This window comes from Dactylosporangium sp. NBC_01737, from assembly GCF_035963215.1.
GTDB lineage: Bacteria > Actinomycetota > Actinomycetes > Mycobacteriales > Micromonosporaceae > Dactylosporangium.
Genome location: NZ_CP109153.1, coordinates 12,456,696 through 12,482,119 on the forward strand (window position 1 = coordinate 12,456,696; position 25,424 = coordinate 12,482,119).

General features: G+C 68.8%; 21 protein-coding genes and 1 pseudogene. 10 read left to right on the forward strand and 12 right to left on the reverse strand.

Translation table 11 applies throughout. The annotated features are described in order from the left end of the window. Positions 1–150: 150 nt before the first annotated feature. The 5 genes from OHA72_RS57320 to OHA72_RS57340 all read left to right on the forward strand — a co-directional run bounded on the left by OHA72_RS57320 (position 151) and on the right by OHA72_RS57340 (position 4,244). Complete coding sequence (locus tag OHA72_RS57320; protein ID WP_327004514.1) at positions 151–759, forward strand: DUF4386 domain-containing protein; 609 nt, start codon at positions 151–153, stop codon at positions 757–759. Continuing rightward, the gene (locus OHA72_RS57325; RefSeq protein ID WP_327004515.1) at positions 756–1,451 is read left to right on the forward strand and encodes an NAD(P)-dependent oxidoreductase; all 696 of its coding nucleotides are present in this window, start codon (positions 756–758) and stop codon (positions 1,449–1,451) included. The genes OHA72_RS57320 and OHA72_RS57325 overlap by 4 nt, the downstream gene beginning before the upstream one ends. A gap of 27 nt (positions 1,452–1,478) precedes the next feature. After that, a complete protein-coding gene (locus tag OHA72_RS57330) occupies positions 1,479–2,177 on the forward strand; it encodes a response regulator (protein WP_327004516.1) in 699 nt (232 codons plus the stop codon). 283 nt (positions 2,178–2,460) lie between these two features. Next, positions 2,461–3,747, forward strand: a complete 1,287-nt coding sequence (locus tag OHA72_RS57335) for an IS110 family RNA-guided transposase (protein WP_327004517.1) — start codon at positions 2,461–2,463, stop codon at positions 3,745–3,747. A 362-nt stretch (positions 3,748–4,109) separates the two neighbouring features. Then, positions 4,110–4,244 carry a hypothetical protein gene (locus OHA72_RS57340; RefSeq protein ID WP_327004518.1) on the forward strand — a complete coding sequence of 45 codons (135 nt, stop codon included), beginning with the start codon at positions 4,110–4,112 and terminating at the stop codon, positions 4,242–4,244. Positions 4,245–4,342: 98 nt separating this feature from the next. Here the strand turns inward: OHA72_RS57340 and OHA72_RS57345 are convergent, their stop codons facing one another. The 5 genes from OHA72_RS57345 to OHA72_RS57365 are packed head-to-tail and all read right to left on the reverse strand — an operon-like array spanning position 4,343 to position 9,763. Further along, positions 4,343–6,169, reverse strand: coding sequence for an alpha-galactosidase (locus OHA72_RS57345; protein WP_327004519.1), 1,827 nt, complete (start codon positions 6,167–6,169; stop codon positions 4,343–4,345). Then, positions 6,166–6,483 (reverse strand): hypothetical protein, encoded by a 318-nt coding sequence (locus OHA72_RS57350; protein ID WP_327004520.1) that lies wholly within the window; start codon positions 6,481–6,483, stop codon positions 6,166–6,168. Before OHA72_RS57350 ends, OHA72_RS57345 begins: the two co-directional genes overlap by 4 nt. A gap of 41 nt (positions 6,484–6,524) precedes the next feature. Beyond that, complete coding sequence (locus OHA72_RS57355; protein WP_327004521.1) at positions 6,525–7,454, reverse strand: carbohydrate ABC transporter permease; 930 nt, start codon at positions 7,452–7,454, stop codon at positions 6,525–6,527. 25 nt (positions 7,455–7,479) lie between these two features. Then, a complete protein-coding gene (locus tag OHA72_RS57360) occupies positions 7,480–8,427 on the reverse strand; it encodes a carbohydrate ABC transporter permease (RefSeq protein WP_327004522.1) in 948 nt (315 codons plus the stop codon). Between the two features lie 46 nt (positions 8,428–8,473). After that, positions 8,474–9,763: an ABC transporter substrate-binding protein gene (locus OHA72_RS57365; protein WP_327004523.1), complete on the reverse strand. Its 1,290-nt coding sequence runs from the start codon at positions 9,761–9,763 to the stop codon at positions 8,474–8,476. Between the two features lie 269 nt (positions 9,764–10,032). Between OHA72_RS57365 and OHA72_RS57370 the strand changes: the two genes are divergently transcribed. Further along, positions 10,033–12,033: a beta-galactosidase gene (locus OHA72_RS57370; RefSeq protein WP_327004524.1), complete on the forward strand. Its 2,001-nt coding sequence runs from the start codon at positions 10,033–10,035 to the stop codon at positions 12,031–12,033. A 121-nt stretch (positions 12,034–12,154) separates the two neighbouring features. Here OHA72_RS57370 and OHA72_RS57375 read toward each other — a convergent pair whose 3' ends face one another. The 3 genes from OHA72_RS57375 to ltrA all read right to left on the reverse strand — a co-directional run bounded on the left by OHA72_RS57375 (position 12,155) and on the right by ltrA (position 15,462). Further along, entirely contained in the window at positions 12,155–13,615 is a 1,461-nt protein-coding gene (locus OHA72_RS57375) for a heparan-alpha-glucosaminide N-acetyltransferase domain-containing protein (RefSeq protein ID WP_327004525.1), read from the reverse strand. A gap of 53 nt (positions 13,616–13,668) precedes the next feature. After that, positions 13,669–13,830 (reverse strand): hypothetical protein, encoded by a 162-nt coding sequence (locus OHA72_RS57380; protein ID WP_327004526.1) that lies wholly within the window; start codon positions 13,828–13,830, stop codon positions 13,669–13,671. A gap of 243 nt (positions 13,831–14,073) precedes the next feature. Beyond that, the gene (gene ltrA / locus OHA72_RS57385; protein ID WP_327004527.1) at positions 14,074–15,462 is read right to left on the reverse strand and encodes a group II intron reverse transcriptase/maturase; all 1,389 of its coding nucleotides are present in this window, start codon (positions 15,460–15,462) and stop codon (positions 14,074–14,076) included. A 710-nt stretch (positions 15,463–16,172) separates the two neighbouring features. Between ltrA and OHA72_RS57390 the strand changes: the two genes are divergently transcribed. From OHA72_RS57390 to OHA72_RS57400, 3 genes and pseudogenes are all read left to right on the forward strand, one after another. Next, positions 16,173–16,904, forward strand: a complete 732-nt coding sequence (locus OHA72_RS57390; protein ID WP_327004528.1) for a transposase family protein — start codon at positions 16,173–16,175, stop codon at positions 16,902–16,904. Next, positions 16,891–18,351, forward strand: coding sequence for an ISL3 family transposase (locus OHA72_RS57395; protein WP_327004529.1), 1,461 nt, complete (start codon positions 16,891–16,893; stop codon positions 18,349–18,351). The genes OHA72_RS57390 and OHA72_RS57395 overlap by 14 nt, the downstream gene beginning before the upstream one ends. Before the next feature lie 309 nt (positions 18,352–18,660). Next, positions 18,661–20,088: pseudogene (locus OHA72_RS57400) on the forward strand (ISL3 family transposase); the annotation flags it as partial. A gap of 71 nt (positions 20,089–20,159) precedes the next feature. On the opposite strand, the gene OHA72_RS57405 reads toward OHA72_RS57400, so the two are convergent. Then, positions 20,160–22,505, reverse strand: a complete 2,346-nt coding sequence (locus OHA72_RS57405) for a tyrosine-type recombinase/integrase (protein WP_327004530.1) — start codon at positions 22,503–22,505, stop codon at positions 20,160–20,162. Next, on the reverse strand, positions 22,505–23,554 hold the full coding sequence (locus OHA72_RS57410; protein WP_327004531.1) for a tyrosine-type recombinase/integrase: 1,050 nt from the start codon (positions 23,552–23,554) through the stop codon (positions 22,505–22,507). Before OHA72_RS57410 ends, OHA72_RS57405 begins: the two co-directional genes overlap by 1 nt. Before the next feature lie 241 nt (positions 23,555–23,795). On the opposite strand from OHA72_RS57410, the gene OHA72_RS57415 reads away from it, so the two are divergent. Next, a complete protein-coding gene (locus OHA72_RS57415) occupies positions 23,796–24,077 on the forward strand; it encodes an MFS transporter (RefSeq protein ID WP_327004532.1) in 282 nt (93 codons plus the stop codon). Between the two features lie 142 nt (positions 24,078–24,219). Here OHA72_RS57415 and OHA72_RS57420 read toward each other — a convergent pair whose 3' ends face one another. Then, positions 24,220–24,978, reverse strand: coding sequence for a CbtA family protein (locus OHA72_RS57420; RefSeq protein ID WP_327004533.1), 759 nt, complete (start codon positions 24,976–24,978; stop codon positions 24,220–24,222). Positions 24,979–25,020: 42 nt separating this feature from the next. After that, on the reverse strand, positions 25,021–25,242 hold the full coding sequence (locus OHA72_RS57425) for a CbtB domain-containing protein (protein WP_327004534.1): 222 nt from the start codon (positions 25,240–25,242) through the stop codon (positions 25,021–25,023). Positions 25,243–25,424: the final 182 nt, after the last annotated feature.

The following is a 25,424-nucleotide window of genomic DNA, read 5'->3' on the forward strand; positions in this document are numbered from 1 at the left end:
GACCGCGGTGGTGCCAGCACCCACGCGCAGGTGTGCTAACCCCCGCTCTCCGTGCTGCCTACCCCATCGTGGCGGGCACCGCTGCTTCCTAGTGTCAGGGACGCGGCCGGCGCACCGGGTACTCAACCAAGGAGAGTCATGTCAAGAAGGATGATCGCGGTCACCGTAGGCATTCTGTTCATCGTCCAGATGGTCACCGCCATGGTAGGCACCTCACTGATCGAAGCATTCCTGAACGGTGACACCGCAAGATCACCGCTGACGGTCGGCGTGCTGCTCATGATGTGTTCCGGCGTGGCGGTCGTCGGCATCGGCCTGCTGATGTACCAGGTCTTGAAGCCCGTCAACCAGCGACTGGCGTTCTGGTACACGGCACTGAGAATCGTCGAGTGCGCCGTCTCCGCCGGATGCGGCGTCTACCTCCTGACGCAGTCGCATGTGGTCCCGAACCACATGCTGTGGGTCTACATTCCGACCGGCTTCGGCGGCGTGATCCTCACCTACCTGCTCTTCGTCTCCCGGCTGGTTCCCCGGCCCATCGCGGTGCTCGGCCTTGCCGGATACACGCTGCTCACCCTGGGAGTGCCGCTCGACCTCCTCGGCATGCTCAACATGAACGAAGGAACCGGGCTCGCGCTGCTGGCCCCCGGTGGGCTGTTCGAGGCGGTGTTCCTGCCGATCTGGCTGATCGCCAAGGGATTCAGATCACCGTCGCCCGCGACAGCATTCGCGGCGCCTGCACTGGCGTCGACCCGATGAACAAGGTCTGCGTCGTCGGGGCGTCGGGGAAGCTCGGACAGTACATGATTCAGCACGCGCTGGATCGCGGCTTCGAGGTCGTCGGCGTCTGCCGCGAGGCAAGCGTCAAGAAGCTCGATCGGTTCAGCGGCCGCATCACCATCATCCCGGGAGCGACGAACGACCCCGAGGTCATCAAGCGGGCGGTCGCCGGTTGCGACGGCGTGCTCACCGTGCTGGTCCCGCCCGGGACCGACAACTACTCGTCGGGAACGGCCCAGGCGGTGCTCGACCATGCCGAGCCCGGCGCACGCCTCGTGTTCTCCTGCGGATGGCACATCACGCGCGACGGCCGTGACGTGTACACATGGAAGGTCAAAGCCCTGGTGTTCGCCGCCCGGCTAGCGAAGCTCGCCCGCCTCGCGGACCTCGACGACCAGGTCGAGGCGTGCCGGCGGGTGTTCGCCAGCGACACCCGATGGACCGTCGTGCGCGGCAGCAGCCTGGAGGAGGGCGCCAGCCAGGGCCTGCCGGTATGGAGCCGCCACGCGGGTGACCCGATCCTCAAGAGCGACCTCACGCGCCGCGTGGACTTCGCGCTGTTCATGATCCACGCCCTTGCCAACGACGAACTGATCCACGAGGCACCAGCAATCGTCGGCAGCCGAACGCCGTCGGCGCTTGCCCACGCCTCCGCGACCCCGTCGCCGTAGCGACGATGCCGACGGCTCAGGTACCGAATGCTGAGCCGCTCCCTCGGCGAACACATCCACCTGATCACCAGCCTCGATCGGCAGTTGTGGCCGCTGTACGCCGACGCCAGCCAACTCGAACAGATCCTGGTCAACCTCGCGGTCAACGCCCGCGATGCCATGCCGACCGGCGGCACCCCGTCCATCGACACCAGCAACGCCGAACTCGGCAACGACGCCGGGACACCGCTGCAACCGGGCCGCTACGTGCGCCTACGGGTCAGCGACACCGGCACCCCAGCGACCGCCGCACCGGTCAGCCACCAGACCACCGAGCCGGCGACCCGCACCTCGCCCCACGAAACCATCCTCATGGACGAAGACGACCTCCGCCAGATCACCGCCCGCATCCTGACCCGCGCCGGCTACCAGGTCCTCAGCGCCACCGGCGGAACCCACGCGATCCACCTCGCCCACACCCACCCGGGCCCGATCCACCTGCTCCCCACCGACGTGATCATGCCCAAGATGCTGGGCAACGAAGTCGCCGCCCAGGTACGACAGCGCCGCCCCGACCTCTCCGTGCTCTACATGTCCGGCTACGCCGGACCGGTGCTCACCGAGAACGGCACCCTTCCCGACGGCGTCACCATCGTCGAGAAACCCTTCACCAGCCGCGAACTCCTCGACCGCGTCTACACGATCCTGCACACCGCCACAAGAACCAGGGACGCAGTCCGCCAGTAGCTCCCAGCGACACCGCGGGAAACGTCAAGCCCTCCAGATAGCACTGATCCATCGAGACTCGCCAGATTGTCCGAGACGTCTGCCAGGCATACATGTACATATCGGTCCTCTGCCGCCACCGTGCACGAGAGTCGGCCGGGAAGCACGCCTGCTGTCTGACGCTGGAAGCGTGATCTAGGGGCCCTGCATTGTTGCTTCGAGCACGCGAGTCCGCCTCTGTCCTTGCCCCGTACCGTTCCCGCGGGTGACCACCCTGTTGCTGCGTGAATGAAGGGTGGTACCGGTGGAAGAGGTCACCGAGGAGCCGGTGCAAGTGGTCGCGCGGGTCTGCGCGATCGACATCGGTAAGGCAGGTTTGGTGGCGTGCGTGCGGGTGCCGCACCCACGCCGGTCGGATCGGCGGGTGCAGGAGGTCCGTGAGTATGCGACGGTGACGCCGGCGTTGCTGGCGTTGGCGGACTGGCTGCGGGTCGAGCGGGTCCAGTTGGTGGCGGTGGAGGCAACGTCGGATTACTGGAAGCCGGTGTTCTACCTGCTGGAGGCGGAGGGCTTCACCTGCTGGCTGCTCAACGCCAGACATGTCAAGAACGTGCCCGGCAGGCCGAAGACCGACCGGCTCGACGCGGCGTGGCTGGCCAAGGTCGTCGAGCGGGGGATGTGCCGGCCCAGCCTGGTGCACCCCAAGGCGATCCGCCAACTACGGGGTGTGACTCGTTACCGGCGCAGTCTGGTGCGGGAGCAGACCAGAGAGAAGCAGCGGCTGGAGAAGACCCTGCAGGACGCGCAGATCAAGCTGGACTCGGTGATCAGTGACCTGCACGGGGTGTCCGGTCGGCAGATGCTGCAGGCGATGATCGACGGGCAGCGCGACCCGAAGGTGCTCGCGGAGATGGCCTACGGTTCGATGCGCCGCAAGATTCCCCAGTTGCGGGAGGCGTTGACCGGCCACTTCGACGACCATCACGCGTTCATCTGCGCCACCATGCTGCGCCGCATCGACGCTCTCGCCGCCGACATCGCCGAGCAGGACACCAAGATCGAGGAGTTGATCGCCCCTTTCGCCCAGGCGGTGGAGAAACTGGATGAGATCACCGGTATCGGCGCGCGGTGCGCCCAGGAGATCATCGCGGAGATCGGGGTCGACATGGCCGTCTTTCCCACCGCCGCGCACCTGGTGTCCTGGGCGAAGTTCTCCCCGATCGACGCCCAGTCGGCCGGCCGGAAGAAGGGCAACTCCACCGGCAAGGGCAACCCGTGGCTGGCCGGTGCCATCGGAGAGGTCGTTGCCGGACTTGCCCGGACCAACACCTTCCTCGGCGAGCGTTACCGGCGCCTGGTCCGCCGGCGGGGTAAGAAACGCGCGATCGTCGCGGTCGGCAACTCGGTGCTGACCATCGTCTGGCACCTGCTGTCCGACCCGGACGCCCGCTACCACGATCTCGGCCCTGGCTACCACGAGTCTCGGATCAACAAGCAGCGCCGCCAACGTGACCTCACCCGTCAGCTTGAACACCTGACTGGCCAGAAGGTCACCCTTCAGCCTCAACCCGAACTGCCCACCGCGGCCTGACCGCAACCAACCACGAGCCCGGCTCCGCTGCGCTACGCCGGGCGCTACCGCCTGCCCGCTCACTCACCGATTTTCGAGTCAGGCAACAGAGTCGTACAGGTGCACCACGACGAAGAAGTTGAACACGCTGTCCCGCCAGGCGTCGCCGCTACCCGGCGCCGTGCCGCCGTAGATCGCGATGATCTACGCGTGGTAGCGCTCGACCCGGCGCCACTGCTCCTGCCACGGCCGGCATGGCTTATAGATCACGGTGGACGTGATCTCTGCGCGGATTGGCCCGATGCGGGCGCTTGCAGTCGTGTACAGCCGACGCGTCAGCCCGCCGCAGGACGGGCAAGCTATGCCCCCGCATCGTTGAGCACATGCCTCAGGCCCGGCCTGCCGTCGACGAGGCTCTGCGCCTCCTGGACCGTCAGGACTTCTTCGAGCTGGCCTTCGCCACCGCAGTCTGCTGGGGCCGCAAGCCAGCACCGCATCAGCCCGCACACCAGCACTGAGCCACCGCCTCACACCCCGCCCAGGCCCGACCGGCGGCATGGCGCGCGGCCGATCAAGCGGTCCAGGCAATGGCGGCTGTGCTGTTGTCGCTGTCGGTTCAGACCGCGGTGAGATGGACGAGCATGATCGTCTCCGGGCGCGGCGGCGGTGCCGGGAGCCCGACATCGCCCAGGACCGCGCCGGAGCAGCGCACCCCTTCGCCTCGCCACGGCGGCGCGCCGGATGCCGGCAGCAGCTGCCGGGCGACGTAGTCCTGCCCGGCCGGCAGCCCGGGGACGCGGAGCGGCTCGGGCTCGTGCACCTGATCGTCGAGCTGCACGTACGCGATGACGGCCGCGCTCGCGTCCGGTGCGACGACGCCGTGCGTGAACACCGCGGGCTGGGTGGTGTCGCCGCGGAAGGCGCGCCCGCCGTGCAGCAGCCCACGCAGCCGCCGGTGCTCGGCGATCCACTCGGCCAGCCGGGCCAGCTCCTGCGGGCCGGCCGCGGTGAGGTCCCACTCGATGCCCATGCTGCCGAAGAACGCCGTGGCGGCCCGGAAGTCCAGCGACAGCCGCCGGCCGGTCTGGTGGTTGACCGGGGCGCTGACGTGGCTGCCCAGGTACTCCGGCGGCACCAGCTGCCCGGTCCATCGCTGGATGAGCTGCCGGGACAGCGCGTCGGTCATGTCCGAGGTCCAGCACCGCTCGACCCGCTCGATCACGCCGAGGTCGATGCGCCCGCCGCCGGAGGCGCAGCTCTCCCACTCCACGTCCGGGTGGGCTGCGCGGAGCCTGTCCAGCAGCGCGTAGAACCCCAGGGTGGCGGCGTGCACCCCGGGCGCGTCGCCGCGCGGCGTCGAGCCCGCGTCGGCGAGGGCCCGGTTGTGGTCCCACTTGACGAACCGGATCGGGTATTCACGCAGTACCGCGTCGATCCGCGCGAAAAGATGTTCGCGGACGTCCTCCCGGCCCAGGTCGAGCACGAGCTGGTGACGCGAGCGGCGGGGCGGCCGGTCGCCGACGGACAGGACCCAGTCCGGGTGGGCCCGGTACAGCTCGGAGTCGGGGTTGACCATCTCCGGCTCGAACCACAGTCCGAACTGCATGCCCCGGTCGGCGACCCGCTCGACCAGCGGGCCGAGCCCGTCGGGCCAGACGTCTTTGGAGACGTACCAGTCGCCCAGCCCGGTGGTGTCGTCGCGGCGCCCGCCGAACCAGCCGTCGTCGAGCACGAACCGCTCCACGCCCACCTCGGCGGCGAGGTCTGCGAGCGTGGTGAGCCGGTCGAGATCGTGATCGAAGTAGGTCGCCTCCCACACGTTGTACACAACGGGCCGGGGGGTGCGTGGGTGGGCCGGCATGGCCCGCACGTGCTCGTGCCACTGTGCGGCCAGCCCGTCGAGCCCGTCGGTAGACACGGCCAGCAGCACCTTCGGAGTCGTGTATTGCTCGCCCGGCGCGAGCACCAGCTCTCCGGGCAGCAGCAGCTCGCCGCCGCGCAGCAGCGACAGGCCCGAGGGCAGCCGCTCCAGGGCGTAGCGGCTGTTGCCGCTCCACGCCACGTGCAGCCCGTGGACCAGCCCATGAGCGAAGCCGAACCCGGCGGTCCCCGCGACCAGCACCGTGGGGCTGTCGAAATGCGGCCGGCCGGCCCGGCCCTCGCGCAGCCAGAGTCCGTCGGTGATCGGGTGGCGCTGCGGGCTGCGCTCGCGGGCCCATCGCCCGGTGAGGTCGAGCACCTCGGCGACCCGGTCGGCCACCGGGTACACCACCTCCAGGTGGTCCACGACGTAGTCACCCGGGGCGGTGTTGGTCAGCGTGTGCCGGGTCTGCAGCACGCCGCCGGGGCACGCCTCGATCTCGGTCAGCAGGTGCAGCCCGGCCCGCTCGTCGACCGCCTCGACCCGGACGGCGCTCACGTCGCCGGTCAGGGCGGTGGTCACGAACGCGGTCGCCCAGTCCCGGCCGGTCGCCGGCGGCGAGCCGCCGTGACGGTACCCGGCGAGCCCGGGTCGGCCCAGCCAGAGCCGGGACGCCTCCGGCAGCAGTGCCGCTCCGGTCCGGTCACCCCGTCGTCGTCCGGCCGGGGCCCGCCCCCGCGGACCGCGGCGATCTGCGCCGGGTCCAGCCCTCGCCGGGCCGGGCCGGTCCAGACCAGCCGGGGCAGCCCGGTCGGGTCCGGCACCAGGACGGCCACAGTGCCGTCCTGCGTGCCGGCACCGATCAGCGTCGGCGTCCGAATGGGGGTCAGGGGCACGAGCCCTCCTTCGACGTCGTGTCGTGCCGGACCGTCCGGCGTCATCCCTTGTTGGCACCCAGCGTCAGTCCGGAGATGAACTGCTTCTGCAGGGCGAAGAAGACGATCAGCGTGGGCAGCGCCACCATGACGGAGCCTGCCGCCAGGAGGTTGTAGTCGGTGAAGAACTGACCACGCAGATTGTTGAGCGCGCTGGTGACCGGCAGCTTGTCGCCGCTGCTCATCAGCACCAGGGCCCACAGGAAGTCGTTGTAGATCCAGGTGAACTCCAGGGTCGCCAGCGCGCCGAGGGCCGGGCGGAGCAGTGGCATGGTGATCTGCCAGTACTGCCGCCAGACACCGGCACCGTCGACCACGGCGGCCTCGGTCAGCTCCACCGGAATGGTCTGCGTGTAGTTGTACAGCACGAACACGCAGAACCCGGTCTGGAACGCCACATGGATCGCGATCAGGCCCAGGTACGAGTCGTACAGCGTCAACGAGCTGGACATCCACTCCGGCAGCGGGATCTTGGTGTACGCGGTGTAGAGCGGCGTCACCATGACCTGCGGCGGCAGCAGGTTGCCGGCGGTGAACATGACCAGCAGCGTCTTGCGCCCGGGAATCTTGAACCGGGCCAGCGCGAACGCCACGAACGAGGCGAAGAACAACGTCAGCAGCACGGCCGGGACCGCGATGAAGAACGTGTTGCGGAAGTAGCGCGGCATCTCCGCGCCGCTCCACGCCTGCTGGTAGTAGTCAAACGACAGCTTGTGCGGCCAGGAGAAGTAGCCGTACTGGGCGGTCTCCTGGTACGGGCGCAGCGACGCGTACAGCGCCAGCAGCAGCGGCGCCAGCCAGCCCAGTGCGACCACGGTCAGGAAGATGTAGAGAACGATCCGCGCCGGGCGCAGTGGTCGCCGGGTCCGCCGCGCGGCCGGTTCGGCGCCGGTCGGTGTGGTGGCGCGGGTGGCGGCCGCGATGCTGCTCATGCCGGCCCGCCCAGGACTCGCTGGCTCATTGCCGTTCCTCCCGGATGATCTGCGAAAGGTAGACGACCACGAAGCCGATCGACGTGGTCAGCAGGATGACGGCGATCGCCGAGCCGAAGCCGATCCGGCTGGCCTCGCCCACGATGTTCTGGGTCACCAGCACCGACAGCAGCTCCAGGCCGTTGCGGCCGGAGTTGATCGCGTAGACGATGTCGAAGGCGCGCAGCGCCTCGATGACGGTGATGACCAGGACGATGATGTTGATCGGGCGTAGGGTCGGGAAGATCACCCGGAAGAACAGCTGCCGCTCGTTGGCCCCGTCGAGCGCGGCCGCCTCCTTCAGCGCCGGGTCGACGGCCTTGAGCCCCGCCAGGTACAGGATCATCACGTAGCCGGTGTGCCGCCAGACGGCCGCGACCAGGACCGCCCAGATGTTGATCTTCGGGTCGCCGAGCCAGTCGGTCGGGTGTTCGGCGTTGCCCAGCAGCACGTTGAGCGCGCCGTGGTCACGCGAGTAGACCAGTTGCGCGATGAAGCCCACCACGGCCAGCGACAGCACCACCGGCATGTAGAAGACGCTCTGGTAGAACCGGGTGAAACGGATCTGCTTGTCCAGCAGGAACGCGAAGAACAGCCCCAGCGGCGTCGCGATCAGGCCCAGGACCGCCAGCCACAACAGGTTGTTGCGGACCGCGCCCCAGAACGGCTCGTAGATCGTGACGATCTGCGTGTAGTTGCGCGTCCCGATCCATTTGACGTCGGTCACGCCGTTGTAGCTGGTGAACGACAGGCCGATGGACGCGGCCGTCGTGGCCCAGATCAGCGCGAGGCTGAGCAGGGTCGGGATGGCCAGGAGCACCGAGAGTACGGCGACGTCCCGGCGGGTGAGTTTGCTCAGACGGCGGCGCCGGCGCCCGCGGACCTTTGTGGTCCGCGGGGCCGGCGCTTCGGCCGTGAGGGGTGAAGACGTCACAGGACCGCCTTGTCATCGGCCGGCAGGAGTTTCCGGCGGTGGTGGATCAGCCGGTGTAGATGCTCTTGGCCTGCGACTCGATGCTCTTGAGCAGCCCGTCGATGTCGTTGGGGTCGCCAATGAACTTCTGGATCGCCGGGATCATGACGGTCGAGGCGAACGTCGGGTTGGCGTCGCGGTCCAGGAACTGCGAGATCTGCTTGGCTTCCCCGATGAACGTGGCGGCCTTCTTCTGCAGGGCGTTGTACCCGCCGCTGTCGGTCTTCGAGTTGGCGCCGACGTCGCTGGGGTCGCTCTTGAGGTAGGTGTTCTGCGCCTCGGCGGTGCCGAGGTACTTGAGCACCTCCTTCGCGCCGGCGGCGTTCTTCGCCTTCTTGGAGATCATGAAGCCGTCGATCGGGGCCTCCACCGCCCCGGTGCCGATGGTGGAGTCGACCTCCGGGAAGCCGAAGAAGTCCAGGTCATCGAGGTCTGCGCCCTTGAACTGCTGTGCGACGAAGCTGCCCAGCAGATACATGCCGGACTTCTTGGCGCCGAGGTCCTGCGCGGCCTCCTGCCAGGTGCGCCCGTTGGCGCCCTCCTGGTGCAGCGGCAGCAGCCCCTTCCACAGGTCGAACACCGCCTTGACCTTGGGACTGACCCACGACTCCTTGTGCGCCATCAGGTTGATGTGGAAGTCGTAGCCGTTGAGCCGCATGTTGAGCTGGTCGAACGTGCCCATGGCGGGCCAGCCGTCCTTGTCGGCGAACCCGATCGGGACGAGGCCGTCGGTCTTCATCTTGGCGCCCAGCGTCCGCAGCTCGTCGATCGTCTTGGGGACCTGGTAGCCCTTGGCCTGCCAGACGCTCTTGCGGTAGAACAGCGCCCACGGGTAGTTGTAGAACGGCACGAAGTACTTCTTGCCGTCGTCACCGGTGGATGCCTTCTTGAACGCGTCGCTGTAGTTGGCACCGATGGTTTCCCAGACGTCGTCGATCGGCTGCGCCAGACCCTGCGCGGCGAAGTACCGCATGCGGAAACCGGCGAACCAGTTGTAGGCGTCGTCCGGATTGCCCTGCAGGTACCGGGTGATGTTCTCCTGGAAGGAGTTGTGGTCGACTGTGTTGACTTTTGTCGTGAACCCTTTTTCAGTGTCGAACTTGGCCAGCGTGTCCGCGAACGCCTTCTTAGGGACCTCGTCGGAGTAGTTCGAGCCGAAGGTGACGGACTTGTTGGTGCCGTCTCCGCTCTTCGAGTCGCTGTCTCCGCAGCCGGCCAGGGCGGCGGGGACAGCCAGTGCGCCGGCGCCGAGCAGGGAGCCCCGCAACATGGTGCGCCTCGACAGGGAGTGGGCCATACGTCCTCCTGCAGTGCGGGTGGGTGGGGTGTGGGGTGTGGGTGTGGTGTGGGGTGTCTCGATACGCCATGATCGATATTGCGATCCAACGCAAACGATCACGACGCTACACAATCCAACGCCGCAGCTCTGAGGCTGTCAATAGACCGCACAATCATGTTTCGTTGATGTGATCTACGGGCGTCCGACCGCGTGCCGGACGAATGGTCGAGGTCCGGCTTGTTGCCTTCTGTTGACTTGCGATCGATCAACGCTGCACCCTGTACGCCATGTATCCGCCGCGGACCGGACGCCTCTGCTTCGGCGCCGACTACAACCCCGAGCAGTGGCCGGCCAGCGTGTGGCGTGAGGACGTGGCGCTGATGCGCGATGCCGGCGTCACGATGGCGACCGTCGGGGTCTTCAGCTGGGCCTGGCTCGAGCCGTCCCCGGGGCGCTACGAGTTCGGCTGGCTGGACGAGGTGCTGGATCTCCTCGGCGACAACGGCATTGCGGTCGACCTCGCCACCGCGACGGCGTCGCCTCCGCCGTGGCTGTCGCAGGCGCACCCGGAGGTGCTGCCGGTCGACCGGGACGGCCGCCGGCTCTCCTTCGGCAGCCGGCAGGCGTACTGCCCGAGCTCGCCGTGGTATCGCACCGCGGCGCTGAGCCTGGTGGAGCGGCTCGCCGAGCGCTACCGCGAGCACCCCGCCCTCGCCATGTGGCACGTCAACAACGAGTACGGCTGCCATGTGACGCACTGCTATTGCGACGCCAGCGCCGCGGCCTTCCGCGACTGGCTGACCGCCCGCTACGACAAGGACCTCGACGCGCTCAACGCCGCCTGGGGCACCGCCTTCTGGTCGCAGCGCTACAGCGACTGGGCGCAGGTCCAGCCGCCGCGGGCCACACCCAGCTTCAGCAACCCCACGCAGGAGCTGGACTTCCGCCGGTTCTCCTCCGACGCGCTGCTGGCCCTGTTCACCGCCGAGCGCGACATCCTGCACCGGCTGACCCCGCAGATCCCGGTGACGACCAACTTCATGGCCGGCATCTTCGACCGCCTGGACTACTGGCGCTGGGCGCCGCAGACGGACGTCGTCTCCACCGATCACTACCTGACCGCCGCGGAGCCGGACAACTACCTCGGCCTGGCCTATGCCGCCGATCTGACCCGCTCGCTGGCCGGCGGGGAGTGGCTGCTGATGGAGCACTCCACCAGCGCGGTCAACTGGCAGCCCCGCAACGCCGCCAAGCGACCCGGTGAAATGGTGCGCAACAGCCTCTCCCACGTGGCCAGGGGCAGCCAGGGCGCGATGTACTTCCAGTGGCGCGCGTCGCGGGCCGGCGCGGAGAAGTGGCACTCGGCGATGCTGCCGCACGCCGGCACCGACTCGGCCGTGTGGCGCGACGTGGTCGCCCTCGGCGGCCACCTGGCCGCGCTCGCCCCGGTCCTGGGCTCGGGCGTCGACGCCCCGGTCGCCCTGCTGCACGACTACCAGAGCTTCTGGGCCGAGGCGCACCCGGCCCAGCCCAGTGACGACATGGCGCCCGAGGCCGAGATCAGGCGCTGGCACGCCGCGCTGCTGCGGCTCGGTGTCACCGCCGACCTCGCCCACCCGGGCGCGCCGCTCGGCCGGTACCGGGCCGTCTTCGTCCCGAGCCTCTACCTCATCAGCGACGCGGACGCCGCCAACCTGGCCGCCTACGCCCAAGGCGGCGGCACCGTGCTGGTCGGCCCGTACAGCGGCGTCGTGGACGAGCACGACCAGGTGCGGCTCGGCGGCTACCCCGGCGCATTCGGCAACCTGCTCGGCGTCCGGATCGAGGAGTACTTCCCGCTGCTGGCCGGCGAGTCGGTCGCCCTGGATGACCGCACCCGCGGCACGGTGTGGACCGAACGCGGCCGCACGACCGGCGCCGAGATCCTGGCCCGGTACGCCGACGGGCCGCTGGCTGGGGCGCCCGCGCTGACCCGCAACGGGCGGGCCTGGTACGTGGGGACCCGTCTCGCCGACCCGGATCTCGGGCGCCTGCTGGCCACGGTGTGCGCCGAGGCCGGCGTGGCCGCCCCGGTGCCGGATCCGCCGCCCGGCCTGGAAGTGGTACGCCGCAGCGCGCCCGACGGCTCCGCCTACCTCTTCCTGCTCAACCACTCCGGCGCCGAGGCCGGACTTGAACTCGCCGGCACCGACCTGCTGACCGGCACCCACCACGACACTGTGCGGGTGCCGGGCGGCGGTGTGGTGGTCCTCGCCACCGACGGCCCCGGCCAGGACGACAAGCGGTAGGACCGTCGGGTTCGTGGCTGGGCCGCCGGTAGGACCGGTGGCGGGCGGGCTGCCGTCACGTTGGGTAGCGAGCGCTCCGCGCAGATGTGTGCACTGATTGTGGTGCGTTTTGGCAGTTCCATCATCGCGGGGCGGCGGATCGCCCCGTCCGGGCCCGGTGGCGGGTGGACCGGCGCAGGTGGTGGCGCCGCCGCCGTACCATGCGCATCTTCCGGAGCGGGCTCGCGGGCGCCGCCGGGGTCGTTGCGGGACGGTTCACCGGCAGGGCCGCGTCACGCGCTGCGGAAGGTGTCACCGTGGCCTTGCTGCGCTGCGCGGGAATCGTCACCGCGGCCTCGACACCCGCAACGGGACCGGCCACCGGCGCCGGTCGGCGCGACGCCATGCGGCGGCCCCGGGTGGCCAGCACGATGACGATCGCCTCCAAGGGCCCACGGCCCACGGTGTACCGGATGGCGAGCGCGATAAGGACGACGGCGATGAGTTGCACGAGGCAGCCGGTCGTCGCGCTGTACGTGTCGTCGTCGGAGTTGATGAACAGGACGTGCGCGGCGTAGAAGGTGAGGGTCATGCTGCCGGCGGCGGCCAGCGGTACGAGGATCGCCCCGGCCAGCCACCGACCGACCCGGTGCCGGAGCCGGCCGATGAGCAATAGCAGGCCCAGGACGGCGACCGCCGTGCTGGTGGTGCCGAGCAGGTCGAGCGGTGTGCTGGTGTGCGGGGCGTCGATCGCGAGCCACCACCAGGTCGACGAGGGTGTGTTGCCGTTGCCGCCGAGCTTGAGCAGTCCGTTGGTGCGCTCGACGCTGACCCCGCTGGCCGGCTGCGCGGCCCAGATCCGGTCCAGGCCGTGGTAGCGGTGCAGTAGCAGCCACGACGCGGCGCCGGATGCGACGGCGAGCACCGTGCCGCCGGTGAGCAGCGTGACTGCGACCCGCGCCCGGGCGAGGTTCAGCCGCCCGATCACCACGCCGACGCTCATGTACGCAAGCCACGCCGGCGACGGGTAGAAGCCAGTGAGGGTCAGTTCGGTGACCAGGCCGACCGGATCGTCGAACAGCCAGGCGAAGGTCGGATTGACAAGCTCGGGCTGAGGCAGGTGAGGCAGCAGCAGGTGGGCGCCCGCGGGACCGGCCGTCAGCAGGGTCACGCCGATCGCAGCCACCGCCCAGGTCGGCAGAAACACGAGCGGGATCGCCAGGAGAAACACCACGGCGAGGTAGGCGAGGATGACCGCGTTGAGCATGCTGTCCGCGGCGCCGAGCAGTAGGCCAATCGCGCCGATGGTCAGCGCCCGGACCGCGAGCAGGGCCACGGTCGAGCGGGCGTCGGCGGGCCGGACCCGGCGGCGGCCGGTCGCCAGCGCGACGCCGACCCCGGCCAGCACTGCGAACGCCGCCGCGGCTCGGCCGCTGAAGACGGTGTCTGACCAGGTCGGGTTGCCGGCCGCGTCGGACTCGTACAGGGAGTGCAGGGTGATCATGCCGAGCAGTGACACGCCGCGGGCGGCGTCGACGCCTAGCAGCCGGGCCCGCTGCTTCGTCGCGGGCGCTTGTGAAGACGAGACTGAGGATGCCGGCACGGCCGACGCCGACACCACCGGCGAAGAAGGTCCGCCATCAAGCGTTCGCGACGTCATGGCCGCTTCACCGCATCCATCAGGTCGATGCCGAGCCGGTCGCCGGTCAGCCCGGGGGCGATGAACCGGTCTCCAGTGGTCTTCGGGTGTCGATCAGTGTCGGCCCGACCGTGCCCGAACCCGGCGGCGATGGCAGCGCCGGGGCCGTTGGGATACATGGCCACTACGGTCGCGGGCCGCGCCAGGGCCCCGGCAAAGTCGTGATTGGTGTCCGGCTTGAGGTGGTTGGTGTAGACGCGCCCATGCTGGAGGCGGCAGGGCGGGCATGACCCGTTTAGAAGAGTCGAGTCGGCATGGGGCGCGGTGCCGGGCTTGCGCCTGGTCCGTTTCCCCATGCCGCTCGCCGAACCCGCCGTACCGGTTTCCCGGTAACGGGCTCTCCACGGGGTCTGCCGTCGGGTTCAGCTGGCCGGGCCCCAGGGGGTCGGGATGCTGTTGCCTCGGTACTGGTATCGGGTGATCGGCACCTTGGCCAGGTTGAACAGCTCGATCCCGTCCGCGGTGATCGGTTTCCACCGCCCGGTTGGGGTGGTGAAGTGCCGGCGGACGTCCGTCCAGTTCCAGCGGTGTCGTTGTCTGAGCCACCGGATCACCCGCTGCCAGACGAACCTGGCGAGGGTGGACATGGTGTGCTTGGCTACGGCGTGCCGGAAGTAGTTGGCCCAGCCACGCATGACCTGGTTCAGTCTGGTCAGCACGAATCCGGGGTTCCGCTGTGTGGTCCTGCCGGTCAGTGCACGAACCTTGTCCTTCAACGACCTGACCGGGCGGTCGGCGATGAAGGTATACACGTACCAGTTCCTCGTGCCGTACTTGCGGCGCCACCGGATGTGGAACCCCAAGAAGTCGAACCCGTCGCTCATGTGCACGATCCGGGTCTTGGCCGGTGACAGCCGCAACCCCAGCGGATCGAGAACCTGAGCGACCTGTTCCCGCAACGCCTCAACGTCGTGGCGGCCGCCGTGTACGAGCACGACGAAGTCGTCGCAGTAGCGCACGACCCGCCAGGTCGGCTGGCCCTTGCCCCGACGTGCGTTACGGCGGCTGGACGTACTCATTGTCCCGCCGGGCCGCCAGGGCCCGTGCAGGTGTTCGTCCAGCACCGTCATGGCAACGTTGAAGATCAGCGGTGACAGGATCCCGCCCTGCGGCGTGCCGGTGCGGCTTTCCCGGTACTCGCCGAGTTCCGTCAGGATCCCGGCCTTGAGGAAGGCGTTCACCAGCGACAACACGTGCTTGTCCTTGATCCGCAGTCGTATCCGTTGCAGGAGCGCGGGATGCGACACCCGATCGAAGGCCGCCTCGATGTCCGCGTCCAGGACCCACTGGTAGCCGTGGGTGCCGTAGAAGTGGATCTCGGCGACGGCGTCGTGCGCCCGCCGTCTGGGCCGGAACCCGTAGGAGACCGGCAAGAAGTCGGCCTCGAAGATGGGCTCCAGCACCAGTTTCAGAGCGGCCTGGACGACCCGGTCCGCGATCACGGGGATTCCGAGCTCACGGACCTTGCCGGACCCGCCCGGTTTCGGGATCGTGCGTTGACGCACCGGCAACGGCCGGAACGTCCCCTCCCGCAGCCGGGTCCGCAGATCGTCCAGAAACTGTGTCACACCGATCTTCTCCTCGACCAGCGCGACCGTCATTGCATCGACGCCGGGCGTGTTCGCGCCACGGTTGCCCGCGACCCGGTCGAACGCCACCATCAGCGTCGCCGGGTCGTGCACGAGGTTGAACAGATCAGCAAACCGGCGGCCATCATCGGCCGCCGCCCAACGGTGAAGTTTGGTCTGCATATTCGATACCCGCCCGAACGGCCCCACCGGGCCGTCCGTGCTGGCGCCGGTATTCACCGGCGCGTCTTTCGATGTTGCAGCATCCACGCTTCGCAACCTCCGCTGCCGTCCTTTCCCATGTGACCGGCTCTCCCGGCCTCGGAGTACTACGACGGCTCCGCCCCGTCCCGGACCGTTCGACCGACGATGGGTTTAGCCCTGCAACCGTCCACACCGGACGTGTGGTGGCGGGCGGACCCGGGACGGTTCCCGTGTTCACTGTGATTCGTTCGACGAAGGAGGAGCCCAGCTTTACCCCTGCGGCATCGCCACGAGTACGCCGCAGACCTTCCTCGTGGCCTCCCGGCCAGCCGATGAATACCAGCCCAGAAGTTCCCCGCCCGACGACGGACGGATTCGCACCGCGCCCGGCCCGTATCCTCCAGGTTTGAGCCGGTAGAGAATTGAGGGGCGTAAAACGCTGGTTCCTCGCGTACTCCTCTTCATCTCGCTTGCCGGACCCGCACCATCTGGTGGTACTGACACGTCCCGGCGTTGTCAGGGCCGCTTGCCACCCTCCCCGGCATCTCCCGGATCAGGCTGCCCCCAGCTTCAACCGCCTTGCTGCGACGAAACGGCGGTAGGGCCTTGCACCCCACACGAACCAACAGCGCTTCACGGCGCACTCATCGAGGTTCTCTACGCCTTGTTGATCGCTTCCGAAGTGAGTCATGCCCGCATCGCCATCATTGCTGATCGCCTCGTTGTCGGCCGCACCGGCCGGACTCTGCCCGCGGGAGTTGACCCGCGGCCTGCCCACAGCCCTGGCTCGGGTGCCGGATCCACGCGCCCGGCGGGGCATCCGTCATCAACTCGCGGTCGTCGTCACCGCAGCGGTCTGCGCGGTGGTGGCCGGCTACCGCTCCTACACCGCGATCGCCGAACGGGTCGCGGATCTTCCCACCGACACGGCAGTGCTGCTCGGAATCGCAGCGGACCGTCGACCGTCCGAGGCGATGATCCGCCGGCTGCTGCAGGCCGTCGATCCCGAACTGCTCGCCACAGCGATCGGAACCTGGCTTGCAGCAAGGATTCCCGCACCTGCGCCCGGCTGCAGGCAGGCTCTCGCCGTGGACGGAAAGACCCTGCGTGGCTCGAGGACCCGCGACACCACCGCCCGGCACGTCCTGGCCGCGGCCGACCAGCACACCGGCATCGTCCTGGCCAGCACCGACGTTGTCGGCGCTCACGTAATTCGGCTCTGGCACTCATTCGGTGATCGACAGATCTTGATGGTTCGATCGTTCCCTTGTGGAGCTTGTTGGCGCGTTGTTCCCGCATCTGCATGGCGTCGTGGTGGACCGGGTCGTGCTGGCGGAGTCCAGCGTTCATGTGGAGGCGCGTTGCGTCGCGTCGGCGGCACCGTGTCCGAGCTGCCGCGGGTCATCCGTGAGGGTGCATAGCCGGTATCGGCGTCGGTTGGCCGATCTGGCGATCGCCGGGCGGCGGGTGCTGATCCAGCTGATGGTGCGCAGGTTCTTCTGCACCGATGCCAGCTGTGACCGGAAGATCTTCGCCGAGCAGATCGGCCTGGCCTCCCGGTATGCGCGCCGAACCGACCTCGCTGGCGGCGTTCTGGAGACCGTCGCGTTGGCGCTGGGCGGACGGCCGGGCGCGCGGATGACTGATGCGCTCGAAGTCCCGGTCAACCGGATGACGTTACTGCGTGTCATCCGCCGCATCCCAGACCGCCCCGTCCAGGCGCCGGAAGTGCTTGGCGTCGACGACTTCGCGATCAAGAAAGGCCAGAACTACGCGACGATCCTGCTCGATATGGCCACGCACCGGCCGATCGACGTCCTGCCCGACCGCACCGCGGACACCTTCGCCGCGTGGCTGCGCCAGCATCCGGGCGTTCGCGTCATCTGCCGCGACCGCGGCGGCAACTATGCCATCGGCGCCCGAGCCGGCGCCCCGGAAGCGATCCAGGTCGCCGACCGCTACCACCTGTGGGCCAACCTCGGCGAGGCCGTCGAGAAGACGGTACTGGCACACCGGGCCTGCCTGCACCCGCCCGAACCCACCACCGGCAGGCAGACCGAACCGGCACCCGTCCAGACCGCACCGCCGCCTGACGGAGTCCGTGACGTTCACGGCCGCGACCGACCGCTGGTCACCCGAACCCAGGAACGCTACGCCGCGGTGCAGACTCTGCTGGCCCAGGGCAAGTCCCTGAGCGCAATCTGCCGGGAGCTCAACCTGGAACGGGGAACGGTCAGACGGTTCGCCCGCGCCGAAAGCCTCGACGAGCTGCTGTTCAAGGCAACGCACCGGGTGACCAAACTCGACCCGTTCAAGGCCTACCTGATCGAACGCTGGAACCACGGCCAGACCGACGCCGCGGCCCTGTTCCGGGACCTGCTCGAGCAGGGCTACCAGGGCGGCAAGCTGACCGTCCGCCGCTTCCTGCACCAGTTCCGCGGCCACCAACACGTCCCGCGACCCGGGCCGCGTCCGATCAAGCCTCGCCACGCCACCCGATGGATCATGACCAGACCTGACCGGCTCAAGGATGCCGACCGCGCCTGTCTCCGCCAGATCCGGGACCGCTGCCCCGAACTCAACCGCACCGCCGATTACGTGCGCGCCTTCGCCGTCATGATGACCGGACGGCAAGGCGGCAACCTCGAGCACTGGCTCACCACGATCGAGGGCGACGACCTTCCCGCGCTGCGGTCCCTCGCTATCGGCATGCGCCGCGACCAGGAGGCCATCACCAACGGCCTCACCCTGCCCCACAGCTCAGGAGCAGTCGAAGGCGCAGTCACCAGAGCCAAAGCCATCAAACGCGCCATGTACGGCCGCGCCAACCTCGACCTACTACGCAAACGCATCCTCGCCCAGCACTGATATCCCCATCCGTCGATCATCGAATGAGTGCCAGAGCCCGTAATTCCCCAGCTGTAGCGGTCTGCCGCTCACGTAATTCGGTTCTGTCACAGGAAGCGTGGTGGGGTGGGTCGAGTGCAGCGGCGTCCAAGTGGTGGACCAGGACTCTTGATGTTGTCGATTGTGGACAAGTGCGCGGTTCCAGCGGGCCAGAGCGGTTGACCAGCAACGCTTTGCGGACGATCCGCAAGCCGCGATCATGTCGCGGTGAATGATCAGATCGTTGGCGGGTTCGTGTTGCCGCACCTGGACGGCGTCGTGGTGGATCGGATGGAGTCCACCGCTGAGGGCACCGTCCTGTTCGTCCGGGCCCGCGCGACCGCCGCGCCGTGCCCGGCCTGCGCGACGGTGTCCGCCTCGGTGCGCAGCCGCCACCATCGGCGACTGACCGACACGCCGGTCGGCGGGCGCCCCGTCTGGCTGCAGCTGGCCGTACGCCGGTTCAACTGCCGCATGGCCAACTGCCCCACCGGCACGTTCGTCGAGCAGATCCCCGGCCTGACCGTCAGACGCCGGCAGCGCAGCCAGCCCCTGCAGCAGTTGCTGCACGGCATCAGCGCCGCCCTGGCCGGCCGCGCCGGCGTTCGGCTGGCGGCCAGACTCACCATGGACGTGTCCCGCAGCACCCTGCTGCGGCTACTGCGCAGCGAGCCGGAACGGGCGCTGACCACGTCGCCTCGCGTGCTCGGCGTCGATGACTTTGCTCTGCGCCGGGGACAGGTGTATGCAACGATCCTGCTCGATATGGAGACGCACCGGCCGGTCGATGTGCTGCCCGACCGGGAGGCCGGCACCCTCGCCGCGTGGCTGCGCGCCCATCCTGGCGCCGAGATCATCTGCCGGGACCGCGCCGGTGCCTACGCTGACGGCGCCCGCACCGGTGCGCCGGACGCGATCCAGGTAGCTGATCGGTGGCATGTCTGGCACAACCTCGGCGAGGCCGTCGAGGCTGTCGTCGTCGCCCATCGTGCCAGCCTGCCCGACCCGTCCGCCGAGGCCGTCGCGCCACCCACGCCGGAACCCGGACCTCGAGTCCAGCTCGAACAGCCCGTTGCGCCGCCGGGCAAGGAGCTGCGTCTTGTCACCCGCACGCATGAACGCTATGCCCAGGTGCAGCGTCTGCTGACTGACGGCGTCTCCCGCGGCGAGGTCGGGCGCCGGCTCGGCTTGGACCCGCAGATCGTCCGACGGTTCGCCGACGCGACCAGCATCGACGAGCTGCTGGCGAACACCCGCCGGGAAAGTGTCCTCGACCCGCACAAGACCTACCTGCACCGAAGGTGGAACGCTGGCTGCACTGACACCGCGACGCTGCACGCCGAGCTCCGCGAGCGTGGCTTCCGCGGCAGCGTGCAAACCTTGCGCAGGTTCCTGCAGCCGTTACGCCCGATCGAGGGCAGCACCCGCCGGCGTCTGGCTGCTCCGAGCGCGCCGACGCCACCGAAACCCCGCCGGGTCGCTAAATGGATCATGAGCGACCCAGCCAAGCTCAAAGCCGAGGACCAGCAGAAGCTCGACGCCATCCGACAGCGCAGCACCGCGCTCGACGCACTCGCCGGCCACGTCCACGACTTCGCCGACATGATGCACAAGCTGCGCGGAACCCTGCTGCCGCAATGGATCACGGCGGTACTCGCCGACGACCTGGAGCAACTGCACTCCTTCGCCAACGGCCTGCAACGCGACCTCGCTGCCGTCACTGCCGGCCTGACCCTGCACTGGAACTCAGGCGCCGTCGAAGGCCAGGTCAACCGAGTAATTCTGTGGAATCAGAGTTTGTCGATGAATACTGCTGGTGCGTTCGGCGCCGGGGTTGGTGGCAGCACGGTCAGGGGCAGTTGTCTGCCAGGCTCGGCGCGTAATTGGTTCGGCGTCGGGCCGGCGGGGGTGGCGATGTCGGCGAGGCGTTGCAGGAGGTGGTCGACGGCGGCATGGTCGTTGTCGACCGCGGCGCGTTCGTCGTCGGTGAGCGGGATGCCGATCAGCATGCGTTGCAGGCCTGTCTTCGCCTCGAGTAGCTGAGCCGTGCTGGAGGTTTTCGGGGTGTAGAAGTCGCAGTGGGCGCAGGCCATCCGGTGCTGGCACTGTTCGAAGAACGTGTAGTTGCAGTAGCCGTGGCCGAGGTCGTAGTGCTGCCAGGGTTCGCCGTTGGTGGTGGCGCCGGAGGCGACGGCGTCGCGGTCGATGAGGACTTCGATGGTGCGCACGTTGCGGGCGAAGTAGCCGGCGTCTTGGTAGGCGCGGGTCAGGGTGGTGGGGCTGATCTTCGTGTAGTACTGGGTCGATTGCGGGGACCGGTGGCCGAGCCAGGCTTGCAGCTCGAACAGGGTCATCGGTTCCTTGGCGTTGTAGAGCTGGCTGGCGATGGTGGATCGGGCCCGGTGGCTGGTGATCGCGCCGCGCACGTCGGCGGCTGGGACGCCGCCTTTGCGGCAGAGCATCGGGATGATGGTGTTGTTGATGTAGGCGGTGGACACCCGGCGGGCGCGGGCGGCGAACAGCAGGTTGACGCTTTCGCCGGTGCGGCGATCGGTGAACGGCGGCTGGGCGGGTCGGATGGCCTGCCAGGCGTCGATGGCCTGGCCGAGGATCGGATCGACCGGCTTGGTGAACGCGGTGCCGGTCTTGTGGGTGGGGACGTCGAGCAGGCAGACGGCTTCGCTGGCCAGGACGTCGGCGGCGTCGCCCGGGATCGGGCTGCCATGGTGTTGCCAGCGGATGCAGCCGACGCGCAGCCGGGCGATTTCGTCGCTGCGTTGGCCGGAGAACAGCCAGGTCAGGGTGACCGCGCGGACCAGCTCGAACGGGTAGTAGGGGCCGGACTGCGTGGTCGGCAGGTCGTCGGCGGTCAGGTTGAGCCCGGCCCAGAGCAGCTTCGCCCAGATGTCGTCGGCGATCACGCGCGGGTTCGGGCCGAGCAGGGCAGCGATGCTGCGTGGGACGGCCGGGGCGCGTTGTGGGTCGAACCGGCGGGGCAGCCATTCCCATTCCTGGCAGTCCCCGAAGAACCTGCGCATTGCGCTGATCTGCCCGGCCTTGGTCGCTGCGGTCAACGGCTGGCCCATCCGGTCTCCGAGGCCGGCGGTGCGCTGGACGAAGTCACCGACCCGCATGCGGTCCAGCGCGGCGATCCACGTCGCGCAGGTCTGCCGCGTCCACGCCGCTGGGTCGGCGACCTCGGGGTGTTCCGCAGCCAGCCACCGACCGGCCTTGAGCAGGTTCGCGCGGACACTGCCGCGGACCCGCGGGGTGAGCGTGGATGTGTCATACCAACGGTCCGCGGCCTGTTGCCAGGCCTCAGCGCCGCCGGTGGCCCTCGCGTGCTGGGCGGTGCGACCGGGCGGGGCCGCGCAGAACCCGAGCTCGGCGACCGCTCGCTGCACCGCGTGGACGGTGTTGAGCCGGACGCCGTCGAGCAGCCGCTGCTCGCGGACCCGGTCGAACAGGCCGGTGGTCATGTCCTGCAGGTGCGGGCTGCGGTTGGCCAGCATCAGCTGCGCGACGGTCAGCGGCAGCAGCGGGTCGGCGGGCCGGCCGAGTTGGTAGCCCCAGCCGCCCAGCACCCGGCGGAGCTGACCGAGTTCACCGTCGACGCGGTCACGGCCGAAGATCCGCCAGCACAGGACCAGCCGTTGGAAGCTGCCGAGCCGGTGAAATCCGGTGAACCCGCCCAGCAGGAACGCGTGCGCCGCCAGATAGGGGCGGACCTCGTCTCCCACCCAGGCCGGCGCGGCGGCGCGGAACTCGGCCACGGTGCGGCCCAGCATGGCCTCCCACTGCTCGGCGGTCCAGTCCCAGTAGCTGCCGGCATCGGGCTGCGCGCAACGCGTCAGCAGCAAGGCGACCACATCCAGCATGGCGCGGCGCCGGTGCGGGGTCGGCGGGGAGTCCAACCCGGCGTTGACCGCGTCCAACGGCCGCACCAGCCGAGCGATGACCGGCCAGCCCGGCGCGGCCGGATCGCCGGTCTTGAGCCGGCGCAGCGTGACCAACCCGAGCTCGCCGATGGCGGCGGATTCCTCGGCCCGCACGACCACCCGCAACCGCGGACGGGTCACCGACGGAAGCCACCGGCCCGGTCCCGTCGGCGACGGCTGCGACATCGCCGCGCTCATCAGCTTGAACCCGTGCTGGCCGTGCCGGCGAGCATTTCGATGCGCCAGGCGTGGATGTGCTGCATCCCGGCGGTGAGCTTGTCGGCCAGGTCCCGGCCGGACAGATGAATGTATTGCAGCGTGGAATCGGTATGCCGGTGGCCGGCGAACGCGGCGATCGCGTGAATCTCCCAGCCCATCCGGGCCAGATCCGTCAGACACAGATGCCGGGTGGTATGCGTCGAGAACCGCGGCAACCCTGCCGCCGACGCGACCCGCCGCACCACCTTCGACCAGGTCCACAACGTCACCGGCTGCGCCGTGTTGCGCCGCGACTCCGACAACAGCAACGGGCCCCGGGCACGGCTCAACGTCGCCCGGTGCCGCAGATAATCCGCCAGCAACACCCCGGTCGGCGCCGAGTACGGCACCGCGCGTTCGAGGCGGTTCTTCGTCGTCTCCGCCCGCACCCGCAGCATCCGCCGTCCCGGATCGAGATCGTCGGTCCGCAGTGAACACAGCTCCTCCCGCCGCAACGCTGCGTCATACGCCAACGCGAGCATCAACCGATTCCGCGCCGACTCGCCGCGGAACACCGTCAGCAACGCCAGCCACTCGGCCTCGGACGGGATCCATGGCAGCTTCGTCAGCCTCGGCACCAGACCGCGCTGCTGCCCACCGAACCGGCGACCAGGGGTATAGCGGCCCCGCCCGACCGGGTTCGACTCGCGCACACCCTCCTCGATCAGATAGTCGAAGAAGAGCCGCACCGGCACCAGCCGCTGCTGCAACGTCGCGTTCGACAACCCCGAACCCGAGTCGATCGACACCACGTTCGCGCCGTGCCGACTCGGCCGCGACGTCAACGTCCGAACGAACACCGCCACATCCGCCCGCGACGCCCGGACCGGATCAACGCCAGCGCCCTCGCACACCTCGAGGAACTCGGCCAAGCCCCGGGCATACGCGTCGATAGTCCGAGCCGCACGCCCCAGATCGGTCCACACCCGAAGCCACTCGGCCGCCCGCTCGTGGCGGACCAGGACTGGCCACTTCTCCTCGAGGATCATCAGAGGCTTCAACCGCGGCACCACCGCCTGGCAACGCCTTTGACCAGGGGTTCAGTCCACCGCGTGATTCCAAGTAACTTTAAAGATGCTGAAGAGACAGATGTATCGCCGGGCCAAATTCGACCTGCTCCGACAACGCATTCTCCAACCCAACTAATACTGCAACGGCGGGTCGCTACCTCGTGTGGTTCGCGATGGTGGTCTTCATCGCCAGCTACGCATTCTCGCTCGGCCCCGTGGTGTGGACCGTGATCAACGAGATCTATATCCGAGCACGATCCGCGGCCTCGGGGTCTCCGCGGCAACCGCGGCCAACTGGGCAGCGGCCTGGCTGGTGACGCAGTTCTTTCTCAGCCTCACCAGCTGGATCGGCGAGTCCGGCACCTTCGGTGTGTTCGCCGGGATGTGCGTGGTGTCCTTTGTGTTCGTGTGGAAACTCCTGCCGGAAACCAAAGGCAAGACACTCGGCGAGATCCAGCAGATGTGGGTCGACCGGACCCGACACGTCGCAACCGAACCCTGAAAACCCCGGTGGAAAAACCCCAGGACGGGTCCAAGGTACCCGGAGCGCCCCTTCCATGAGTCGCCCCGCTCCCCTTGACCCGCCCAGGTCTCCCGCGTACCCCCCCCGGTCGGGCACGAAATTGAATCGGCCGATTCGGCGCCTACGTTGCCGTTCGTGCAAGCCCGTCGGGCATCGCCTGACGTACCGCGCGCTGTTGTTCGGCGCGGTTGGTCAGGGCACCGAACAGCAGGCCGAGGGCTCCCCACAGCACGAGCTGGACACCGGCCGAGGCCAGCCGGAAGCGCCACAGCAGGGTCGCCGGGAAGTCGGCAGGGATCTCGTTGACGGCCGGCAGCAGCAGTCCGGCGAGCGCGACGACGGCAACATACGCGCCCGCGGCGACCAGCACCGCGTTCCAGTTGCCGAGCCGGGGAGCGAGGCTGCGGGCGACCAGCACCGAGCCGACCGCGGCCAGCAGGCTCACGCCCATCATGATGAAATACAGGGCGGTACGCCGTCCGATGGTGTCCGGTTCGCCGACCGCGGGCGGATTGGCCGGGTACTTCACGAACGGGACCAGGAACGTCGCGATGAACCCGAGACCGCCGACCAGCAACGCCGTAGCGCGCGGCTGAAGCGTGCCGACGCGTCCGTGGCAGAAGGCGAACATCATGGCGAAGACACCGCCGATGGCGGTGCCGTAGAGGAGCAGGGCGACACCCAGGCCGATGGTGGATTGCACGGTGCGGCTGACCGGCTCCGGCTCCGCCACGTCGGCGTGCTCCGGCCCCGTCGTGTCGGTGTGGACGTGTGCGGGTGCGTGGGCGTTCTCGAACGCGATCGCACCGTCGATTTGAGGTTCCCCGACCGTGCTTGCGAAGGCGAAGGCCAATGCGGCGGCCATCACCCCGACGAGCATGCCGCGTATCAGGAGTTTACCTGCGGTCATGTCTTCGGCCCGTCAGTGGCAGGGGAAGGACAGCAGGTGCCTGCCGTCGTGCGTGAACTCGTGCACGAACGTGCCGGAGAAGATCGAAGTGGCGCCCTGTTCGGCGCCGACGAAGTAGACCGCCAGGACGGCCAGGAGCAGGCCGAAGACCGCCCAGGGCAGTAGCTGGCGCAGCGGGATCGCCGCCGGTAGCGACGGGTGGACGGGTGTCGGCAGGGCTGCGGTCTGGGACACTGTGAACCTCCGTAAGATCTGAAGGCGGCCGGTCAGGTGTCGGCCCCCGGTTTCGGATCACGCACTCCCCCGCGATCCAGGTTGCAAACGCCGCAGAAGGGATCTCGCCGGGGTACCCGACCGGCACACCCGGTTGTCGCGGAGCACGATCCTCGATGCGTTCGGCCCGGTGGTCCGTAACA

What these genes read in the sequence shown, in the direction of transcription:
- OHA72_RS57320 (WP_327004514.1), top strand. Translation starts at nt 151, where the DNA reads ATGATCGCGGTCACCGTAGGCATTCTGTTCATCGTCCAGATGGTCACC.
- OHA72_RS57325 (WP_327004515.1), top strand. Translation starts at nt 756, where the DNA reads ATGAACAAGGTCTGCGTCGTCGGGGCGTCGGGGAAGCTCGGACAGTAC.
- OHA72_RS57330 (WP_327004516.1), top strand. Translation starts at nt 1,479, where the DNA reads ATGCTGAGCCGCTCCCTCGGCGAACACATCCACCTGATCACCAGCCTC.
- OHA72_RS57340 (WP_327004518.1), top strand. Translation starts at nt 4,110, where the DNA reads ATGCCTCAGGCCCGGCCTGCCGTCGACGAGGCTCTGCGCCTCCTGGAC.
- OHA72_RS57355 (WP_327004521.1), bottom strand. Translation starts at nt 7,454, where the DNA reads ATGAGCAGCATCGCGGCCGCCACCCGCGCCACCACACCGACCGGCGCC.
- OHA72_RS57365 (WP_327004523.1), bottom strand. Translation starts at nt 9,763, where the DNA reads ATGGCCCACTCCCTGTCGAGGCGCACCATGTTGCGGGGCTCCCTGCTC.
- OHA72_RS57370 (WP_327004524.1), top strand. Translation starts at nt 10,033, where the DNA reads ATGTATCCGCCGCGGACCGGACGCCTCTGCTTCGGCGCCGACTACAAC.
- OHA72_RS57380 (WP_327004526.1), bottom strand. Translation starts at nt 13,830, where the DNA reads ATGTATCCCAACGGCCCCGGCGCTGCCATCGCCGCCGGGTTCGGGCAC.
- ltrA (WP_327004527.1), bottom strand. Translation starts at nt 15,462, where the DNA reads ATGCAGACCAAACTTCACCGTTGGGCGGCGGCCGATGATGGCCGCCGG.
- OHA72_RS57390 (WP_327004528.1), top strand. Translation starts at nt 16,173, where the DNA reads ATGCCCGCATCGCCATCATTGCTGATCGCCTCGTTGTCGGCCGCACCG.
- OHA72_RS57405 (WP_327004530.1), bottom strand. Translation starts at nt 22,505, where the DNA reads ATGAGCGCGGCGATGTCGCAGCCGTCGCCGACGGGACCGGGCCGGTGG.
- OHA72_RS57410 (WP_327004531.1), bottom strand. Translation starts at nt 23,554, where the DNA reads ATGATCCTCGAGGAGAAGTGGCCAGTCCTGGTCCGCCACGAGCGGGCG.
- OHA72_RS57420 (WP_327004533.1), bottom strand. Translation starts at nt 24,978, where the DNA reads ATGCTCGTCGGGGTGATGGCCGCCGCATTGGCCTTCGCCTTCGCAAGC.